The 15,103-nt window shown below is 71.0% G+C and carries 11 protein-coding genes; 4 read left to right on the top strand and 7 right to left on the bottom strand.

The window, feature by feature from the left end; genetic code table 11:
• Window positions 1-129: 129 nt before the first annotated feature.
• From BIU90_RS10335 to BIU90_RS10310, 6 genes are all read right to left on the bottom strand, one after another.
• On the bottom strand, window positions 130-1,011 hold the full coding sequence (locus BIU90_RS10335) for a hypothetical protein (RefSeq protein ID WP_071300135.1): 882 nt from the start codon (window positions 1,009-1,011) through the stop codon (window positions 130-132).
• Between the two features lie 185 nt (window positions 1,012-1,196).
• A complete protein-coding gene (locus BIU90_RS10330) occupies window positions 1,197-2,462 on the bottom strand; it encodes a D-arabinono-1,4-lactone oxidase (protein WP_071300352.1) in 1,266 nt (421 codons plus the stop codon).
• Window positions 2,463-2,472: 10 nt separating this feature from the next.
• Window positions 2,473-3,999: an L-arabinose isomerase gene (araA, locus tag BIU90_RS10325; RefSeq protein ID WP_071300134.1), complete on the bottom strand. Its 1,527-nt coding sequence runs from the start codon at window positions 3,997-3,999 to the stop codon at window positions 2,473-2,475.
• Window positions 3,996-4,697: an L-ribulose-5-phosphate 4-epimerase gene (locus tag BIU90_RS10320; protein ID WP_071300133.1), complete on the bottom strand. Its 702-nt coding sequence runs from the start codon at window positions 4,695-4,697 to the stop codon at window positions 3,996-3,998. The genes araA and BIU90_RS10320 overlap by 4 nt, the downstream gene beginning before the upstream one ends.
• Window positions 4,694-6,457 carry a xylulokinase gene (locus BIU90_RS10315; protein WP_083403913.1) on the bottom strand — a complete coding sequence of 588 codons (1,764 nt, stop codon included), beginning with the start codon at window positions 6,455-6,457 and terminating at the stop codon, window positions 4,694-4,696. The genes BIU90_RS10320 and BIU90_RS10315 overlap by 4 nt, the downstream gene beginning before the upstream one ends.
• A gap of 265 nt (window positions 6,458-6,722) precedes the next feature.
• Entirely contained in the window at window positions 6,723-7,730 is a 1,008-nt protein-coding gene (locus BIU90_RS10310) for a LacI family DNA-binding transcriptional regulator (protein WP_071300132.1), read from the bottom strand.
• Window positions 7,731-7,936: 206 nt separating this feature from the next.
• Here BIU90_RS10310 and BIU90_RS10305 point away from each other — a divergent pair, with 206 nt between their 5' ends.
• Window positions 7,937-9,862 carry a glycoside hydrolase family 127 protein gene (locus tag BIU90_RS10305; RefSeq protein ID WP_071300131.1) on the top strand — a complete coding sequence of 642 codons (1,926 nt, stop codon included), beginning with the start codon at window positions 7,937-7,939 and terminating at the stop codon, window positions 9,860-9,862.
• Between the two features lie 20 nt (window positions 9,863-9,882).
• On the opposite strand, the gene BIU90_RS10300 is transcribed toward BIU90_RS10305, so the two are convergent.
• Window positions 9,883-10,923: a substrate-binding domain-containing protein gene (locus BIU90_RS10300; RefSeq protein ID WP_071300351.1), complete on the bottom strand. Its 1,041-nt coding sequence runs from the start codon at window positions 10,921-10,923 to the stop codon at window positions 9,883-9,885.
• Between the two features lie 191 nt (window positions 10,924-11,114).
• Here BIU90_RS10300 and chvE point away from each other — a divergent pair, with 191 nt between their 5' ends.
• The 3 genes from chvE (at window position 11,115) to mmsB (ending at window position 15,066) form a co-directional block, all read left to right on the top strand.
• The gene (gene chvE, locus BIU90_RS10295; RefSeq protein ID WP_071300130.1) at window positions 11,115-12,245 is read left to right on the top strand and encodes a multiple monosaccharide ABC transporter substrate-binding protein; all 1,131 of its coding nucleotides are present in this window, start codon (window positions 11,115-11,117) and stop codon (window positions 12,243-12,245) included.
• Window positions 12,246-12,347: 102 nt separating this feature from the next.
• Window positions 12,348-13,910 carry a multiple monosaccharide ABC transporter ATP-binding protein gene (mmsA, locus tag BIU90_RS10290; RefSeq protein WP_071300129.1) on the top strand — a complete coding sequence of 521 codons (1,563 nt, stop codon included), beginning with the start codon at window positions 12,348-12,350 and terminating at the stop codon, window positions 13,908-13,910.
• A complete protein-coding gene (gene mmsB / locus BIU90_RS10285) occupies window positions 13,885-15,066 on the top strand; it encodes a multiple monosaccharide ABC transporter permease (protein WP_071300128.1) in 1,182 nt (393 codons plus the stop codon). Before mmsA ends, mmsB begins: the two co-directional genes overlap by 26 nt.
• The last annotated feature ends 37 nt before the right edge of the window (window positions 15,067-15,103 follow it).

Below are 15,103 nucleotides of genomic sequence, written 5' to 3'. Positions count from 1 at the left end.
GTCACGCCACGGCGGCGTCCATCCTGGCACCGCGCGCGGCGGGCGGCACGCAGAGGAGGACGCACGACGAAACAATGCAAGTCGTGCGTCCCTGCGCCCATTCCCGATCGGGCGCGTCCCGTGGCAGGGTCAGCGGTCGAACAGCCCGCCGAGGAGGTCGTTGCCGAGGTTCGAGGCCTGCTCTCCCAGTCCGGACGCCTGCTCCCCGAGCCCGGAGACGTGGTCGCCGAGGCCCGACGCCTGCTCGCTGAGCCCGTCGACCCCGGCGCCGAGGTCCCCGCCGAGGTCCTCGCCCAGGTCTGCGAGGCCGAGGTCGCCGATGCCCGAGGCGATCCCCTCGAAGTCGACGCCCATGTCCATCGCGCCTGCCAGCACCGGACCAGCGGCCGCGCTCACGATCGCGCCGCCGGCGACGGCCACCGCGATGCCACCGATCGCCATCGCACCGGCACCCACGGCGGCGCCGCCGGCCATCGCACCCATGCGGCTGCGTCCCGCGCCGTTCGTGCCACCGCCGCCGAGCACCCGGCGGATCAGTCCGGGCCGCGCGACCTCGCCGCGGGTCATCGCCCGGGCCATGCCCTGAGCGGAGTCGTCGGTGGGACGCTCGTGCGGCGGGAGCTCGGTGTTCATCCGCTGGAGCACCTGCTGGCGCTGCTCGGGGGTGAGCCGGGCGAAGGCGTCGTGGTGGACCTGCTCGAGCTGTTCCGGCGACGCGGTCCGGAGCAGGTAGTCGTACTTCGCCAACGCGACCTTGTCGGCATCGACCGGCCCGCGCTGCTGCGGAGCGCCGAACTGCTGCGACTGCGGGCGCTGCTGCACGGGCCGCTGCTGGGGGTTCCGGTCGTCGCCGGTCAGCTTGTCCGCCGCAGTCCGGACCATGCCCCGCCAGTCCGTCCCACCCTGCGGCTGCTGCCCGGTGCTCGCAGCGGCGCTCCCCTGCCCGCGCTGCTGCATCTGCTTGGAGATGACCTTCGAGGCCATGCCGATGAATCGAGAGAGGTTCGCCATGGACCGACCTTTGCGTTCCCACATGTGAGCACTCAGCATCACGCCGGTGCAGCACCCGCGGGTCCGGTGCGGATCCCCTGTGAGCCGGAGTAGAACATCAATGCCGGTAGGCTGGTACCGGGGCTGCGTCACCACCGGAGCCCGCTCCTCGCACGACGCCGGACAGGAGGCCCGGGTCGCCCCTGTCAGGCCAGCACGCGCTCCAGGAACGGGTTGCGGAAGCGCCCCGCCGGGTCCAGGTCCCGCGCGAGGTCGGCGAACGCCGCCAGGTGCGGGTACGCCGCGTGCAACCGTTCGGGCGACGCCGCCGACACCTTCCCCCAGTGCGGCCGGGGGTCGAACGGGGCCAGCGCCTCCTCGATCCGGACGACCGCAGCGGCGACGGCGTCCACGTCCCGTCGGAACGTGAAGTGGAAGCCGACGGACTGCCGCTCGGACGAGGGCGCCAGCCAGGCGGTGTCGGCCGCGACGGTCCGGAGCTCGGCGGCGATGAGGATCGGCGCGAACAGGTCGTGCAGCGGACGGAGTGACTGCAGCGCGTCGACGGCCGACGCGGCTGGGATGAGGTACTCCGCCTGGATCTCGGCCCCGGTCGACGGGGTGAACGACGACCGGAAGTGCGGCAGTCGCTCGGACCACGGCCCCGGCACGCCGCCCTGCTCGGTGACCCCGGCGGTGTCGTTCTCCCCCGGGTGCACCGGCCCGTCGGCGATGCGGGCACCGAGTGCGACGAGGTCGACGCGCGGTGCGGGCTCGTCGACGCGGTGCTTCGTCCAGACCTGCCGTGCGCCACGGTCGTCGAACGCGGTGAACATCGACACCGAGTACGCGTCGGCCATCACGGCGTCGAAGTGCGCGAGCACGGCGTCCCACGGCAGGTCCAGGTGCACGGTCGTGGCGACCTGGAACGACGGCTCGATCGCGAGCTCGACCGCGGTGACGACGCCGAGCGCACCGAGGGCGACCCGGTGCGCGTCGAGCTGACCGGCGCCGGAACCGCCGTCCACCCGGTCGAGCGAACCGTCCGCCCGGACCACGTCGAGCCCGACGACGGCCTGGGCGAGCGAGGGGTTGCGCACGCCGGAACCGTGCGTGCCGGTGGCGACCGCCCCGGCAGTGGAGATGTGGGGCAGGGACGCGAGGTTCGCGAGGGCCCAGCCCCGCGCCTCCAGGCCGGCGGCGACGGCAGCGTGCGTCATGCCGGCGGCCACGCGGACCACCTGCCGCTCCGTGTCGATGTCGAGCACGGGCGGCAGGTCGGCCAGCGTGACCTGCACGGCGTCGGTGTCCGCGATGGTGTTGAACGAGTGCGTGGACCCGAGCGCCGTCAGGCGCGGGGTGGCCGCGACGAGCGACCGGAGCGATACGACCGAGGTCGGGCGCGCGAGCGCCGACGCCCCGTAGGTCACGTTGCCGGCCCAGTTCGTCCGGGTGCGCTCCGTCGTCGTCACGGTCACGAGCCTAGAACCCGCGGTCGAGCCGGTGCCAGGTCTGCTGCCCACGGACCTCGTCGCGGAAGCCGCGCGAGGTCGTGTGCTCGTCGATGACCAGGAGCTCGGTGCCGAGCATCGTCGCCAGGTCCTCGACGACCTGCAGGCCCACGGCCGTCGTCATGACGGTGTGGTGGGCGGCGCCGGCGGTGAGCCAGGCCTCTGCGGCGACGGGGAACGACGGTCGGGGCTCCCAGACGGCGCGGCCGACGGGGAGCTTCGGCAGCGCCTCGGTCGGCGGGACCACGTCGACGACGTTCGCGGTGAGGCGGAAGCCGTCGCGGGTGTCGGAGAGCGCGACCACGACGGCCTCGCCGGAGTCGGCGGTGAAGACCAGGCGCACCGGGTCGTCCTTCCCGCCGATGCCGAGCGGGTGGATCTCGAGGGTCGGGGTGGCGGAGGACAGCGTCGGCGAGACCTCGAGCATGTGGGCACCGAGGATCTTCTCCGCACCCGGGGTGAGGTCGTACGTGTAGTCCTCCATGAGCGACGCGCCACCGGGCAGCCCGGCACCGGCGACGTTCATCGCGCGGACCAGGACCGCGGTCTTCCAGTCACCTTCGGCGCCGAAGCCGTAGCCGTCGGCCATCAGCCGCTGGACGGCCAGGCCGGGGAGCTGCTTGAGCGTCCCGAGGTCCTCGAAGTTCGTGGTGAAGGCGGCGCTGTCGTTCTGCGACAGCAGGGCGCGCAGGCCGAGCTCGATCGCGGCGCCGTCACGGAGCGACTGGTGGCGGTCACCGCCGTCGCGGCGCAGAGACGGGTCGACGTCGTAGTCGCGCTCGTAGACCGCGACCAACTCGTCGATCGCAGCTGTGTCCGACTCGGCCGCGGACACCGCTGCGGCCAGCTCGTTCACGGCCCAGGTGTTGACCTGCACGCCGAGCTCGATCTCCGCCTCGGTCTTGTCGCCCTCGGTGACGGCGACGTAGCGCATGTTGTCGCCGAAGCGCGTCAGCTTGAGCGTGCGGATCGCGGCGGCACCGGCCGCGGCGCGGGACCAGTCGGACACCCGCTGCTGCACGCGCTCGTCGGACACGTGGCCGATCGCGGTCGCGTGCCGGACGCCCATGCGCGCCAGGGCGTAGCCGAACTCACGGTCGCCGTGCGCGGCCTGGTTCAGGTTCATGAAGTCGAAGTCGATCTCCGACCACGGCAGCGCGACGTTCGCCTGCGTGTGCAGGTGCAGCAGCGGCTTCGTCAGCGCGTTGAGCCCGCCGATCCACATCTTCGCGGGGCTGAACGTGTGCATCCAGGCGGTGACGCCGATGACCTTGTCGTCGGCGCTGGCCTCGATCAGGGCGCGGCGGATGCCGTCGGCGTCCTTGAGGACCGGCTTCCACACGAGCTTCACCGGCACGTGCGGCGCCAGCTCGGCGTGCACGGCGCGGCTCTGCGCCTCGACCTGGCGCAGGGTCTCCTCGCCGTACAGGCCCTGGCTGCCCGTGAGGAACCAGACCTCGTAGCTCTCGAGGGTGGCTCGGGGGTTGACCTGCGTCATCGCATGGCTCCTTCGGGGTTCTGTCCGTAGACGTTCTGGTAGCGATCGAAGAGTCGATCGATGTCTGCTGCCGCGATCGGGACGACGTCGCCGCCCTGCTTGGCGATGTGCACGGTCCGGGCGACGTCCTCGCACATGACCGCGGCCTTCACGGCGTCCTTCGCGTCCTTGCCGATCGTGAACACGCCGTGGTTCTGCATGAGGACGGCGCGGCTGCGGTGGCCGCTGAGGGTGTCGACGATGCCGTGGCCGATCGAGTCGTCGCCGATGATCGCGAACGGGCCGACGGGGATCGGTCCGCCGAACTCGTCCGCCATCGCCGTGATGACGCACGGGATCGCCTCGGCGCGGGCCGCCCACGCGGTCGCGTAGGTCGAGTGGGTGTGCACGACGCCGCCGACCTCGGGCATGTTCCGGTACACGTAGGCGTGCGCGGCGGTGTCGGAGCTCGGCCCGTGGGCGTTGCCCCAGCCGTCGGCCGGGACGCCGTCCAGCGTGCACACCACCTGGTTCTCCGGCGTCAGGTCGTCGCTGGACACCCCGCTCGGCTTGATGACGAACAGGTCGTGCCCGGGGACGCGCTCGGAGACGTTGCCGCCGGTCCAGATGACCAGGCCGTACCGCACCAGCTCGCCGTGCAGGCGCGCGACGCGTGCGCGGGTGGCGGCCACGGCCTCCTGGGTCGTTGCTTCCGTCATCGGGTCGGCTCCTTCTCGGTGGTGTCGGCCGTCTGGGCCGTGTCGGCCGTTCCGGCCGTGTCGGTCTGGAGGCTCGGCTCGGCTCCGGCCGTCGTCTCGGTTGGTCGTGTGGTCGTTGCTGCCACTGCCGCGGCCTGCAGCGGCAGGCCGGCGCGGAAGCGCTCGAGGTACGCGCGGAAGCCGGCCACGTCGCGCTCGGCCGGCTCGGCCACGTGCACGCCGTCACCGTCGAAGACCTGCTCGCCGAGGAACGTCGCCAGGTCGGTGGTGTCGGCGTGGGCCAGGTACGCCGCGAGGACCGCGATGCCCCACGCGCCGCCCTCACCCGCGGTCTCCTCGAGGGCGACGGGCACGTCGAGCGCCGCCGCCAGCAGCTGCTGCGGAGCGCCGGGCGTCCGGAAGAGGCCACCGTGCGCGGTCATCCGGTCGACGGCCACGTCCTCGTCGTGCAGCACGTCCATGCCGATCGCCAGGGTCGCGAACGCCCCCTGCACCTCGGCCCGGACCAGGTTGCCGAGCGTGAAGCGGCCGTCGGGGCTGCGCACGAGCACCGGGCGGCCGTCGGCGACGCCGGTGACCGGCTCGCCGGCCAGGTAGTTGTAGGACAGCAGGCCACCCGCGTCGGGGTCGGCGTCGGCGGCCTCGGCGAGCAGCGTCGCGTAGACGTCGTCGATGTCGATGCGCGTGCCACCGGTCCGCTCGGCCGCGGCGTCGGAGAAGCGTCCGAACACCCGCGCCCAGGCGGCGATCTCGCTCGCGCCGTTGTTGCAGTGCACCATCGCCACGGCGTCGCCGGCGGGGGTGGTGACGACGTCGAGCTCCTCGTGCGCCTGGGCCAGCGGGCGTTCGAGGACGACCATCGCGAAGATGCTCGTGCCGACGCTGACGTTGCCGGTCCGGGGCGCGACGGCGTTCGTGGCGACCATGCCCGTGCCCGCGTCACCCTCCGGCGGGCAGAGCGGCAGGCCGGGCTCGAGCGTGCCGGTCGGGTCGAGCCACGCGGCGCCCTCCGGGGTGAGCGCGCCGGCGTCCTGCCCGGCGACCAGGACCTCGGGGAACAGGGCGCGGAGGTCCGTGCCGAGTCGTGCCGTGCCGATGAGCTCGTCAGCCGTCGTGAGCATCGCGGCGTCGTAGTCGCGGGTGGCTGCGTCGATCGGGTCGGTGCCGATGGGGTCGGTGCTGATGGGGTCTGTGCTGATGGGGAACATCCCGCTCGCGTCGCCGACCCCGAGGACGTCGCGGCCGGTCAGGCGGTGGTGCACGTACCCGGCCAGTGTGGTGACCCGGGCGACCTCGGCGACGTGGGGCTCCTCGTCGAGGACGGCCTGGTACAGGTGCGCGACCGACCAGCGGAGCGGCACGTTGAAGCCGAGCGCCTCGCTCAGGGCGGCCGCCGCGGGACCGGTCGAGGTGTTCCGCCACGTGCGGAAGGGCACGAGCAGTGCGTCGTCGGCGTCGAACGCCAGGTAGCCGTGCATCATCGCGGACACACCGGCGGCGCGGAACGTGGTGGGGCGGACGCCGTACTGCGCCTCGACGTCGGCGACCAGGGCGGCGTACGCAGCCTGCAGCCCGGTCTCGACGGCCTCGAGCGAGTAGGTCCACCGGCCGTCGACGAAGGCGTTCTCCCACTCGTGGTCGCCGCTGGCGATCGGGCGGTGCTGCTCGTCGATCAGGACGGCCTTGATGCGCGTCGATCCGAGTTCGATCCCGAGGGTCGTCCGGCCGTCCGCGACCTGCTGTCGGCGGTCCTCGCCCATGGTGTCCTCCCGAGACTCCGTCGTCTGCGCCACCCGTCGGATGAGCGCTCACATCCTGGCACGTGAGCGCTCACTCTCGCAACGCGGCGCGCCTCTCGTCCGGTTGCCACCACGTCGATCGGGGTGCTGTCCCGCTCTCGGACGCCGAGGTGACGCAACTCGCCGATCACGTCCGCCCCGGTTCCACGAACGGTCGGTGCGCACGCTTGCGGTGCCAGAATTCTGGAACCTCGAGGGGCTCGGAGCAGTGCTGTCCCGCCGCGGGTCAGGCGCCGAGGGTGCTCTCGCGCAGCACGAGGGACGGGGCGACGACGGCGGACTGGGCAGCGGAGCCCTCGATCAGGTCGAGCAGCGCCCGCCCCGCGACCCGACCGAGCTCCTCGAGACGCAGGTCGACGGTCGTCAGCGGCGGCCGGCTCGCCAGCGCCATCACGTCCCAGTCGTCGAACCCCGTCACCGCGACGTCGTCCGGCACCGACCGGCCGAGCTCCCGCAGCCGGTCGCACACGCCGCGCGCGATCTGGTCCGAGCCGCACACCACGGCGTCGATCGTGTCGTCGCCGCGGACCAGGACGTCGACCGCCTGCCGGCCCCAGCGCTCCGACCACTCCCCGAAGAGCGCCGGACCCACGAGCGCCGACCCGAGCACCTCGGACGCCCCAGCCGCGCGTGACGTCGCCGACCGGTGCCGCGCGGGCCCCGTCACGACCGCGACCCGGCGCCGACCGATGGTGCGCAGGTGCGCTGCCACGAGCTGCGCCCCGAGCGCGTCGTCGAGCGTGATCGACACGTCGGCGTCGTCGGTCGAGGGGGTGAATGCGTAGACCACGGGGATGTCGACGTCGATGGGCGGCCGTGCGTCCGCGGATCGTCCGGTCACGATGACCCCGTCGACGCCGCGGGCCACCAGCGAGCGGAGGTAGTGCGCCTCGCGGACGTGGTCGTCGCGGGTGTCGCACAGCAGCACGGCCATCTGTCCCGCAGAGAGGACGTCCTCGGCGCCGAGCAGCACCGGCAGTGAGAAGCGACCGAACGAGTCCGTGGTGACCATGCCGACGGTGTACGTCCGGCCGGACGACAGGGCCCGTGCTCGTGCATCCCCGACGAAACCGAGCTTCGCCGCAGCGGCGCGCACCCGGGCCCGCGTCTCCTCGCGCAGCTGTCCGGTGTCGTTGAGGGCCTTCGACGCGGTGCCGATCGAGACCCCGGCGAGCGCTGCCACGTCCGTGATGCGCACGGGGGCGCCGCTCAGCCTGCCGGGACGTTCGAGCATCGCGGCAACTCCTTTCCGGGTCGGGGACGGGCGCGGGGGACGTTCCCGAGCATACGGCGCGATCGACTTCGGGACTCTTGTGCGCGGACTCCAGGTGTCGTAGCGTCCCGGATCAGAAAGCGTTTTCCGTACCCGTCGACCGATGGCTGCGGACCGAGGGCACCGCGGCCCGCTCGTGGCCGTGCCGCCCGTCACCTGGAGACGACATGACGACCACGCTCGCGACCGACAGCCGTGCATGCACCGCGACCCCGGTCCTGCCGACCGCTGGTGCGCACCTGACGGTGCGGCCGCTCCCGACCGGCGTCGCGCGCATCACCGGCGGGTTCTGGCACCTGCGGCAGGAACGCAACGGTCGCGACGCGATCCGTGACGGCTACCGGCAGCTCGACGCCGCCGGCAACTTCCGGAACCTGCGGATCGCGGCGGGTGTCGAGCAGGGTGAGGCGGTCGGCCCGATCTTCATGGACTCCGACGTGTACAAGTGGCTCGAGGCCGTCGCGTGGGAGCTCGGCCGCGAGCCCGCCGACGACCTGCGCGACCTCCAGCGCGAGGTGACGGCCCTCGTCGCGTCGGCCCAGGCGGAGGACGGCTACGTCGACTCCGTCCAGCAGGTCCGGTTCGACGGAGCGCGCTACACGGACCTCAAGTGGAGCCACGAGATGTACTGCGCAGGGCACCTGATGCAGGCGGCCGTGGCCCAGTCCCGCGCGACGGGCGACTCCGCGCTGCTCGACGTGGCCGTCCGGAACGCCGACCACCTGGTCCGGACGTTCGGCGACGGCCCCGACCAGGTCCGCGACGTCGACGGCCACCCCGTCGTCGAGATGGGCCTGGTCGAGCTCTACCGCGAGACCGGTACCCGCGCCTACCTCGACCTCGCCCACTGGTTCGTCGACGCCCGGGGAGACGGGATCATCGAGCGCGCCGGCGGCGAACCGACGTACTTCTCGGACCGGGTGCCCGCGCGCACGGCGACCACCGTCGAGGGCCACGCCGTCCGGGCCGTCTACCTGGCCGCCGGCGCAGTCGACGTCGCGATCGAGACGGGCGACGGCGAACTGCTGGCCGCGAGCGAGCGGCAGTTCGCGGACATGATGGCGACGAAGGCCTTCATCACGGGCGGCCTCGGTGCGCGCTGGGACTTCGAGGCCTTCGGCGATCCGTACGAGCTGCCGACGGACCGCGGCTACGCCGAGACCTGCGCCGCGATCGGCGGCGTGCAGTGGGCGTGGCGCCTGCTGCTGGCGACCGGCGGGCCCGAGTACGCCGACGCGATCGAGCGCCTGCTGTACAACGCGTTCCTGCCCGGTGTCAGCCTGGCGGGCACCGAGTACTTCTACGTCAACCCGCTGCAGCAGCGCGACCACGCCCACGCCGACGAGAACCGCTCCCCCGCGCACGGACGCCGCGGCTGGTTCGACTGCGCGTGCTGCCCGCCGAACATCATGCGGACCTTCGCCAGCCTGGACGGCTACCTGGCCACCGCCACCGACGGCGGCCTGCAGGTGCACCAGTACGCGACGGCTGACCTCGGCCCGGTGCGCGTCGAGACCGGGTACCCGCACGACGGCGCGGTGCGGGTCACGGTGACGCAGGACGGCCCCCTCGCGCTCGGCCTCCGGGTCCCCGCGTGGTCGGACACCACGACCGTGACCGTCGACGGCAGCTCCGAGCACCCCGCCGCCGGCACCGTGCACACCATCGAGCGCGACTGGCACGCCGGTGACACGGTCGAGGTCGTGTTCGACACCACCCCGCACCGCTTCGTGGCCGACGCCCGGATCGACGCTGCGCGGGGTCAGGTCGCGATCGAGCGCGGGCCGCTCGTCTACGCGGTCGAGCAGCCCGACCAGGACGGCTTCACGGTCGACGACCTGACCGTGGACGCGACCGCACCGATCACCGAGGAGCCGCAGGACGGGCTGCTCGACGGCGTCGTCACCCTGCGGATCCCGGCGCACGCCCCCGCGACGCACGCGCAGCCGGCCTGGCCGTACCGGCGCCTCGACGTGACGGTCGATGGCGGAGCCGAGCCGCTCCTCCAGCCCGTGTCGGCGGTCGCGATCCCGTACTACGCCTGGGCGAACCGCGGCGCGACGCCGATGCGCGTCTGGCTACCGCTCGCCTGACCCCGGGGCCACCCCGCGCCCTACGCGCTCCGGCGCACCACGAGCTCGGGCTGCAACAGGATCTCGTCGAGGGGCTCCCCCTCGACCAGGGACCGCGCCGTCGCCAACACCCGCTCCCCCATCGCCTGGAAGTCCTGCCGCACGGTGGTCAGCGGCGGCGTGAAGTGCGCCGCCTCGGGGATGTCGTCGAAGCCGAGCACCGCGATGTCGTCCGGCACCCGCAGTCCGTCGTCGGCGAAGGCGTGCAGGACCCCCAGCGCCATCTGGTCGTTCCCGCAGAACACGGCGTCGACCGCGGTGGTGTCGAGCGTCCGGGCGGCGGCGAACCCGCTCGCCGGCGTCCAGTCCCCGTCGAGCACGACGGGTTCGAGTCCCGCTGACTCCATCGTCGAGCGGTAGGTCGCACGGCGGACCTCGGCCTCTTGCGAGACGGTCGGCCCCGCGATGTGCACGACGCGCCGGTGCCCTCGGTCGAACAGGTGCTGCATCGCCATCCGGGTACCGGCGGCCTGGTCGATCGCGACCGCGGCCACGGTGGGGAGCCGCTCGGCCCGTCGGGCGTCCCGCTGCACCGCGTTCGACACGACCACAGGCACGGCGACCGGCACGGTGAGCGATGCGAGCGAGTCGAGCACGCGGTTGTCGGCGGCGACGAGCACCACGGCGGCGACGTCCTGGGCCAGCAGGGTGGTGAGCGCACTCGACAGGTCGGCGGGGCGCGGGTCGTCGGGCAGGGTCGACAGCAGCACGTGGTAGCCGGCGTGCCGCGCGGCGCGTTCGAACCCGATCGCGGTGCTGGACGGTCCGTAGAGCGCGTCCCCCGCTGTCACCAGTCCGAGGGCCTTGCTCCGGCCGCCGGCGAGCGCCCGGGCCGCGGCCCGGGGACGGTACCCGAGCTCGGTCACGGCCGTCGTGACGCGGGCCCGGAAGTGGTCACGGACGGTCGGGTCCCCGTTGATCACGCGGGAGACGGTCTGGTGCGACACCCCTGCACGCTCGGCGACGTCGAAGATCGTCGGGGCCTTGCGCCCCTTGCCGTTCGTCGTCGATGCGGTGGTCACGTGCACACCGTACCGCTCGGTCCGCGAAGCGCCAGACGAGAAGATGCTCATGTCCTGAGTTGACACGGCGTCACACAACCCACAAGATGTGAGCGCTCACTTCCGAGCGATCACATCTCCGACTCACGGCACAGCAGCCGAGGTCACACGATCCACGTCGACGTCGACGTGGGGGGAACAGAGGTACTTCGATGATGAAGCGCAGGATCGTCGCGGGCGTCGCAGCCCTCGGCATCGCCATCGCACTCGCCGGTTGCTCCGCCGGCGGCCGCGCGTCCTCCGACGGCGCCGGCAGCTCCACCGACAACAAGGGCGCCCTGGTGGGCGTCGCCATGCCGACCAAGGTCTCCGAGCGCTGGATCAAGGACGGCGACGCCGTCAAGAGCGACCTCGAGAAGGCCGGCTACAAGGTCGACCTCGAGTACGGCGACAACAAGGTCCAGCAGCAGGCCCAGCAGGTCAGCAACATGATCACCAAGGGCGCCAAGGTCCTGATCATCGCGTCGATCGACGGTGGCGCGCTCTCCGACCAGCTCGACGCCGCCGCCAAGGCCGGCATCAAGGTGATCTCCTACGACCGCCTGCTCACGGGCAACAAGAACGTCGACTACTACGTGTCGTTCGACAACGAGAAGGTCGGCGTCGACCAGGCGACCAGCCTGCTCACGGGCCTGGGCGTCGTGGACGCCGACGGCAAGCCGACCGGCAAGAAGGGCCCCTTCAACATCGAGGTCTTCGCCGGGTCGCTCGACGACAACAACGCGAGCTTCTTCTTCAACGGCGCGATGAAGACCCTCAAGCCGTACCTCGAGGACGGCACGCTGAAGATCCAGTCCGGCCAGGACCAGCTCTCGCAGGCCGCGACGCAGCAGTGGGACCCGGCGACTGCCAAGGCCCGCATGCAGAACCTCATCGCCAAGTCCTACTCGGGCGGCGAGACGCTGAACGGCGTGCTCTCCCCGTACGACGGCATGTCGATCGGCATCATCTCGGCCCTGCAGGGCGCGGGCTACGGTTCGAGTGACCGTCCGCTCCCGATCGTCACCGGTCAGGACGCCGAGGCCGCCTCGGTGAAGTCGATCATCGCCGGTCAGCAGTACTCGACCATCTACAAGGACACGCGCAAGCTCGCCAAGCAGTCGGTCACCATGGCCGAGGACCTGCTCACCGGCAAGAAGCCCGAGGTCAACGACACGAAGAGCTACGACAACAAGGTCAAGGTCGTCCCGACCTACCTGTTCCAGCCGACCGTCGTCACGAAGGACAACTACAAGGAAGTCCTCGTCGACAGCGGCTACTACACGGAAGCCGACCTCAAGTAGGTCCTTGCCATCTGTCGGACAGGAGGCGCGGTGCCAGCCCGCACCGCGCCTCCCGTCCGTCTCCACCAGCGCGCCCAGCGCGCACGACGGAAAGGCGTCCACATGGCGGACACCATCCTCGAGATGCGGGACATCACCAAGACGTTCCCCGGGGTCAAGGCCCTGCAGGGGGTCTCGATCGAGGTCGAACGCGGGCAGGTCCACGCGATCTGCGGCGAGAACGGCGCGGGCAAGTCCACCCTGATGAAGGTGCTGTCGGGCGTCTACCCGCACGGCTCGTTCGACGGCGAGATCCTGCTCGACGGCAAGCCGGTGAAGTTCGGGTCGATCAACGACTCCGAGGCCGCGGGCGTCGTCATCATCCACCAGGAGCTCGCACTGAGCCCGTTCCTGTCGATCGCCGAGAACATCTTCCTCGGCAACGAGCGCTCCAGCGGCGGGCTCATCGACTGGAACAAGACCAACCTCGAGGCCGCCGCGCTGCTCAAGCGTGTGGGCCTCAAGGACAACCCGGTCACGAAGATCGTCGACATCGGTGTCGGCAAGCAGCAGCTCGTCGAGATCGCGAAGGCGCTCTCGAAGGAGGTGAAGCTCCTCATCCTCGACGAGCCCACCGCCGCGCTGAACGACGACGACTCCGAGCACCTGCTCGAGCTGATCCGCTCGCTGCAGGCCGAGGGCATGACGGCGATCATCATCAGCCACAAGCTCAACGAGATCAAGGCGATCTCCGACAAGGTCACGATCATCCGTGACGGCAAGACCATCGAGACGCTCGACATGCACGCCGACGAGGTCTCCGAGGACCGCATCATCCGCGGGATGGTCGGTCGCGACCTGTCGAACCGGTACCCGGAGCACGAGCCGAAGATCGGCACAGAGCTGCTGCGCATCGAGGACTGGACCGTGCACCACCCGCTCGACGGCTCCCGCGAGATCATCCACCAGGCCAACCTCACCGTCCGCGAGGGCGAGATCGTCGGCATCGCCGGGCTGATGGGCGCCGGACGGACCGAGCTCGCGATGAGCGTGTTCGGCCACTCGTACGGCACCGGCATCTCCGGCACCGTGTACAAGCGCGGCACCCCGATCAAGACGCACACGGTGACGCAGGCGATCGACAACGGCATCGCCTACGCCACCGAGGACCGCAAGCGCTACGGCCTGAACCTGCTCGACGACATCAAGCGGAACATCTCCGGGTCGGCACTCGGCAAGCTCGCCAGCTGGGGCTTCGTGAACGGCTCCGAGGAGACCACCGTCGCGCGCCGGTTCCTCAAGGACATGAACATCAAGGCCCCGACCGTCAACGCGGTCACGGGCAAGCTCTCCGGCGGCAACCAGCAGAAGGTCGTCCTGTCGAAGTGGATGTACGCCGACCCCGACGTGCTCATCCTCGACGAGCCGACCCGCGGCATCGACGTCGGTGCGAAGTACGAGATCTACACGATCATCAACCAGCTCGCGGACCAGGGGAAGGGCATCATCGTCATCTCCTCGGAGCTGCCGGAACTCCTCGGCATCTGCGACCGCATCTACACGCTCTCCGAGGGCACCATCACGGCCGACGTCCCGCGCTCCGAGGCGACGCCCGAAGTCCTCATGCAGTACATGACCCAGGAACGGGAGACCCCAGTCAATGAACGCGCTCAAGTCCGCAGCTAGCTACCTCACCGGGCAGCTCCGCCAGATCGGGCTGTTCATCGCACTGATCGTCATCGTCGTCTTCTTCCAGGTGACGACGAACGGCATCACCCTGGCCCCGATCAACGTCTCGAACCTGATCGTCCAGAACAGCTACATCCTGATCCTGGCGATCGGCATGGTGATGGTCATCATCGCCGGGCACATCGACCTGTCCGTCGGGTCGATCGTCGCCTTCACCGGTGCCATGGCCGGCGTGATGATCACCCAGTGGGGCATCCCGTGGCCGATCGCCGTGGTGCTGTGCCTGGTGCTCGGCGGCCTGGTCGGCGCGTGGCAGGGCTTCTGGATCGCCTACTTCGGGATCCCGGCCTTCATCGTGACCCTGGCGGGCATGCTCGCCTTCCGCGGTGCCGCGCAGATCGTCCTGCAGAACCAGCAGATCTCGCCGTTCCCGACGGGCTTCCGTGCCCTCGGCTCCGGCTTCCTGCCGACCTTCGGCAGCTCGGGCTACGAGCCGCTGACGATGATCCTCGGCTTCGCCGCCGCAGCGGTCATGGTCGTCGTCTCGCTGCGGGGTCGTGCGACGCGTCGCAAGTACCAGCTCGAGAGCGAGCCGTTCGTCTGGTTCATCGTCAAGCTGGCCTTCGGTGCCCTGCTCGTGATCTACGTCGCCCTGCTGCTCGCCAGCTACAGCGGCACGCCGATCGTGCTCGTCATCCTCGGCCTGCTCGTGGTCGTCTACTCGGTGGTCATGCGCAGCGCGGTCTTCGGTCGCCACGTGTACGCCATCGGCGGCAACGCCCTGGCAGCACAGCTCTCCGGCGTGAAGACGAAGCGGGTCACCTTCCTGCTGTTCGTCAACATGGGCGTCATCGCGGCCCTGGCCGGCGTCGTGTTCACCGGTCAGCTCAACCTGGCGGCCCCGGGCGCGGGCAACGGCTTCGAGCTCGACGCCATCGCCGCGGTGTTCATCGGTGGCGCGGCCGTCACGGGTGGCATCGGCACGGTGCCGGGCGCCATCATCGGTGGTCTCATCATCGGTCTGCTGAACAACGGCATGTCGATCCTCGGTGTCGGCACCGAGTTCCAGTCGCTCATCAAGGGCCTGGTGCTGCTCGCCGCCGTCGCGTTCGACGTGTTCAACAAGCGTCGGGCAGCGTCCGCGCGCAAGTAGCGGTCAGCGCGTCCCAGCCGCGAAAGCGACAGATCCC

The sequence above is a fragment of the Curtobacterium sp. MCBA15_001 genome (genome assembly GCF_001864835.1).
Taxonomy (GTDB): domain Bacteria; phylum Actinomycetota; class Actinomycetes; order Actinomycetales; family Microbacteriaceae; genus Curtobacterium.
This window is presented reverse-complemented; position numbering and strand designations above follow the sequence as displayed.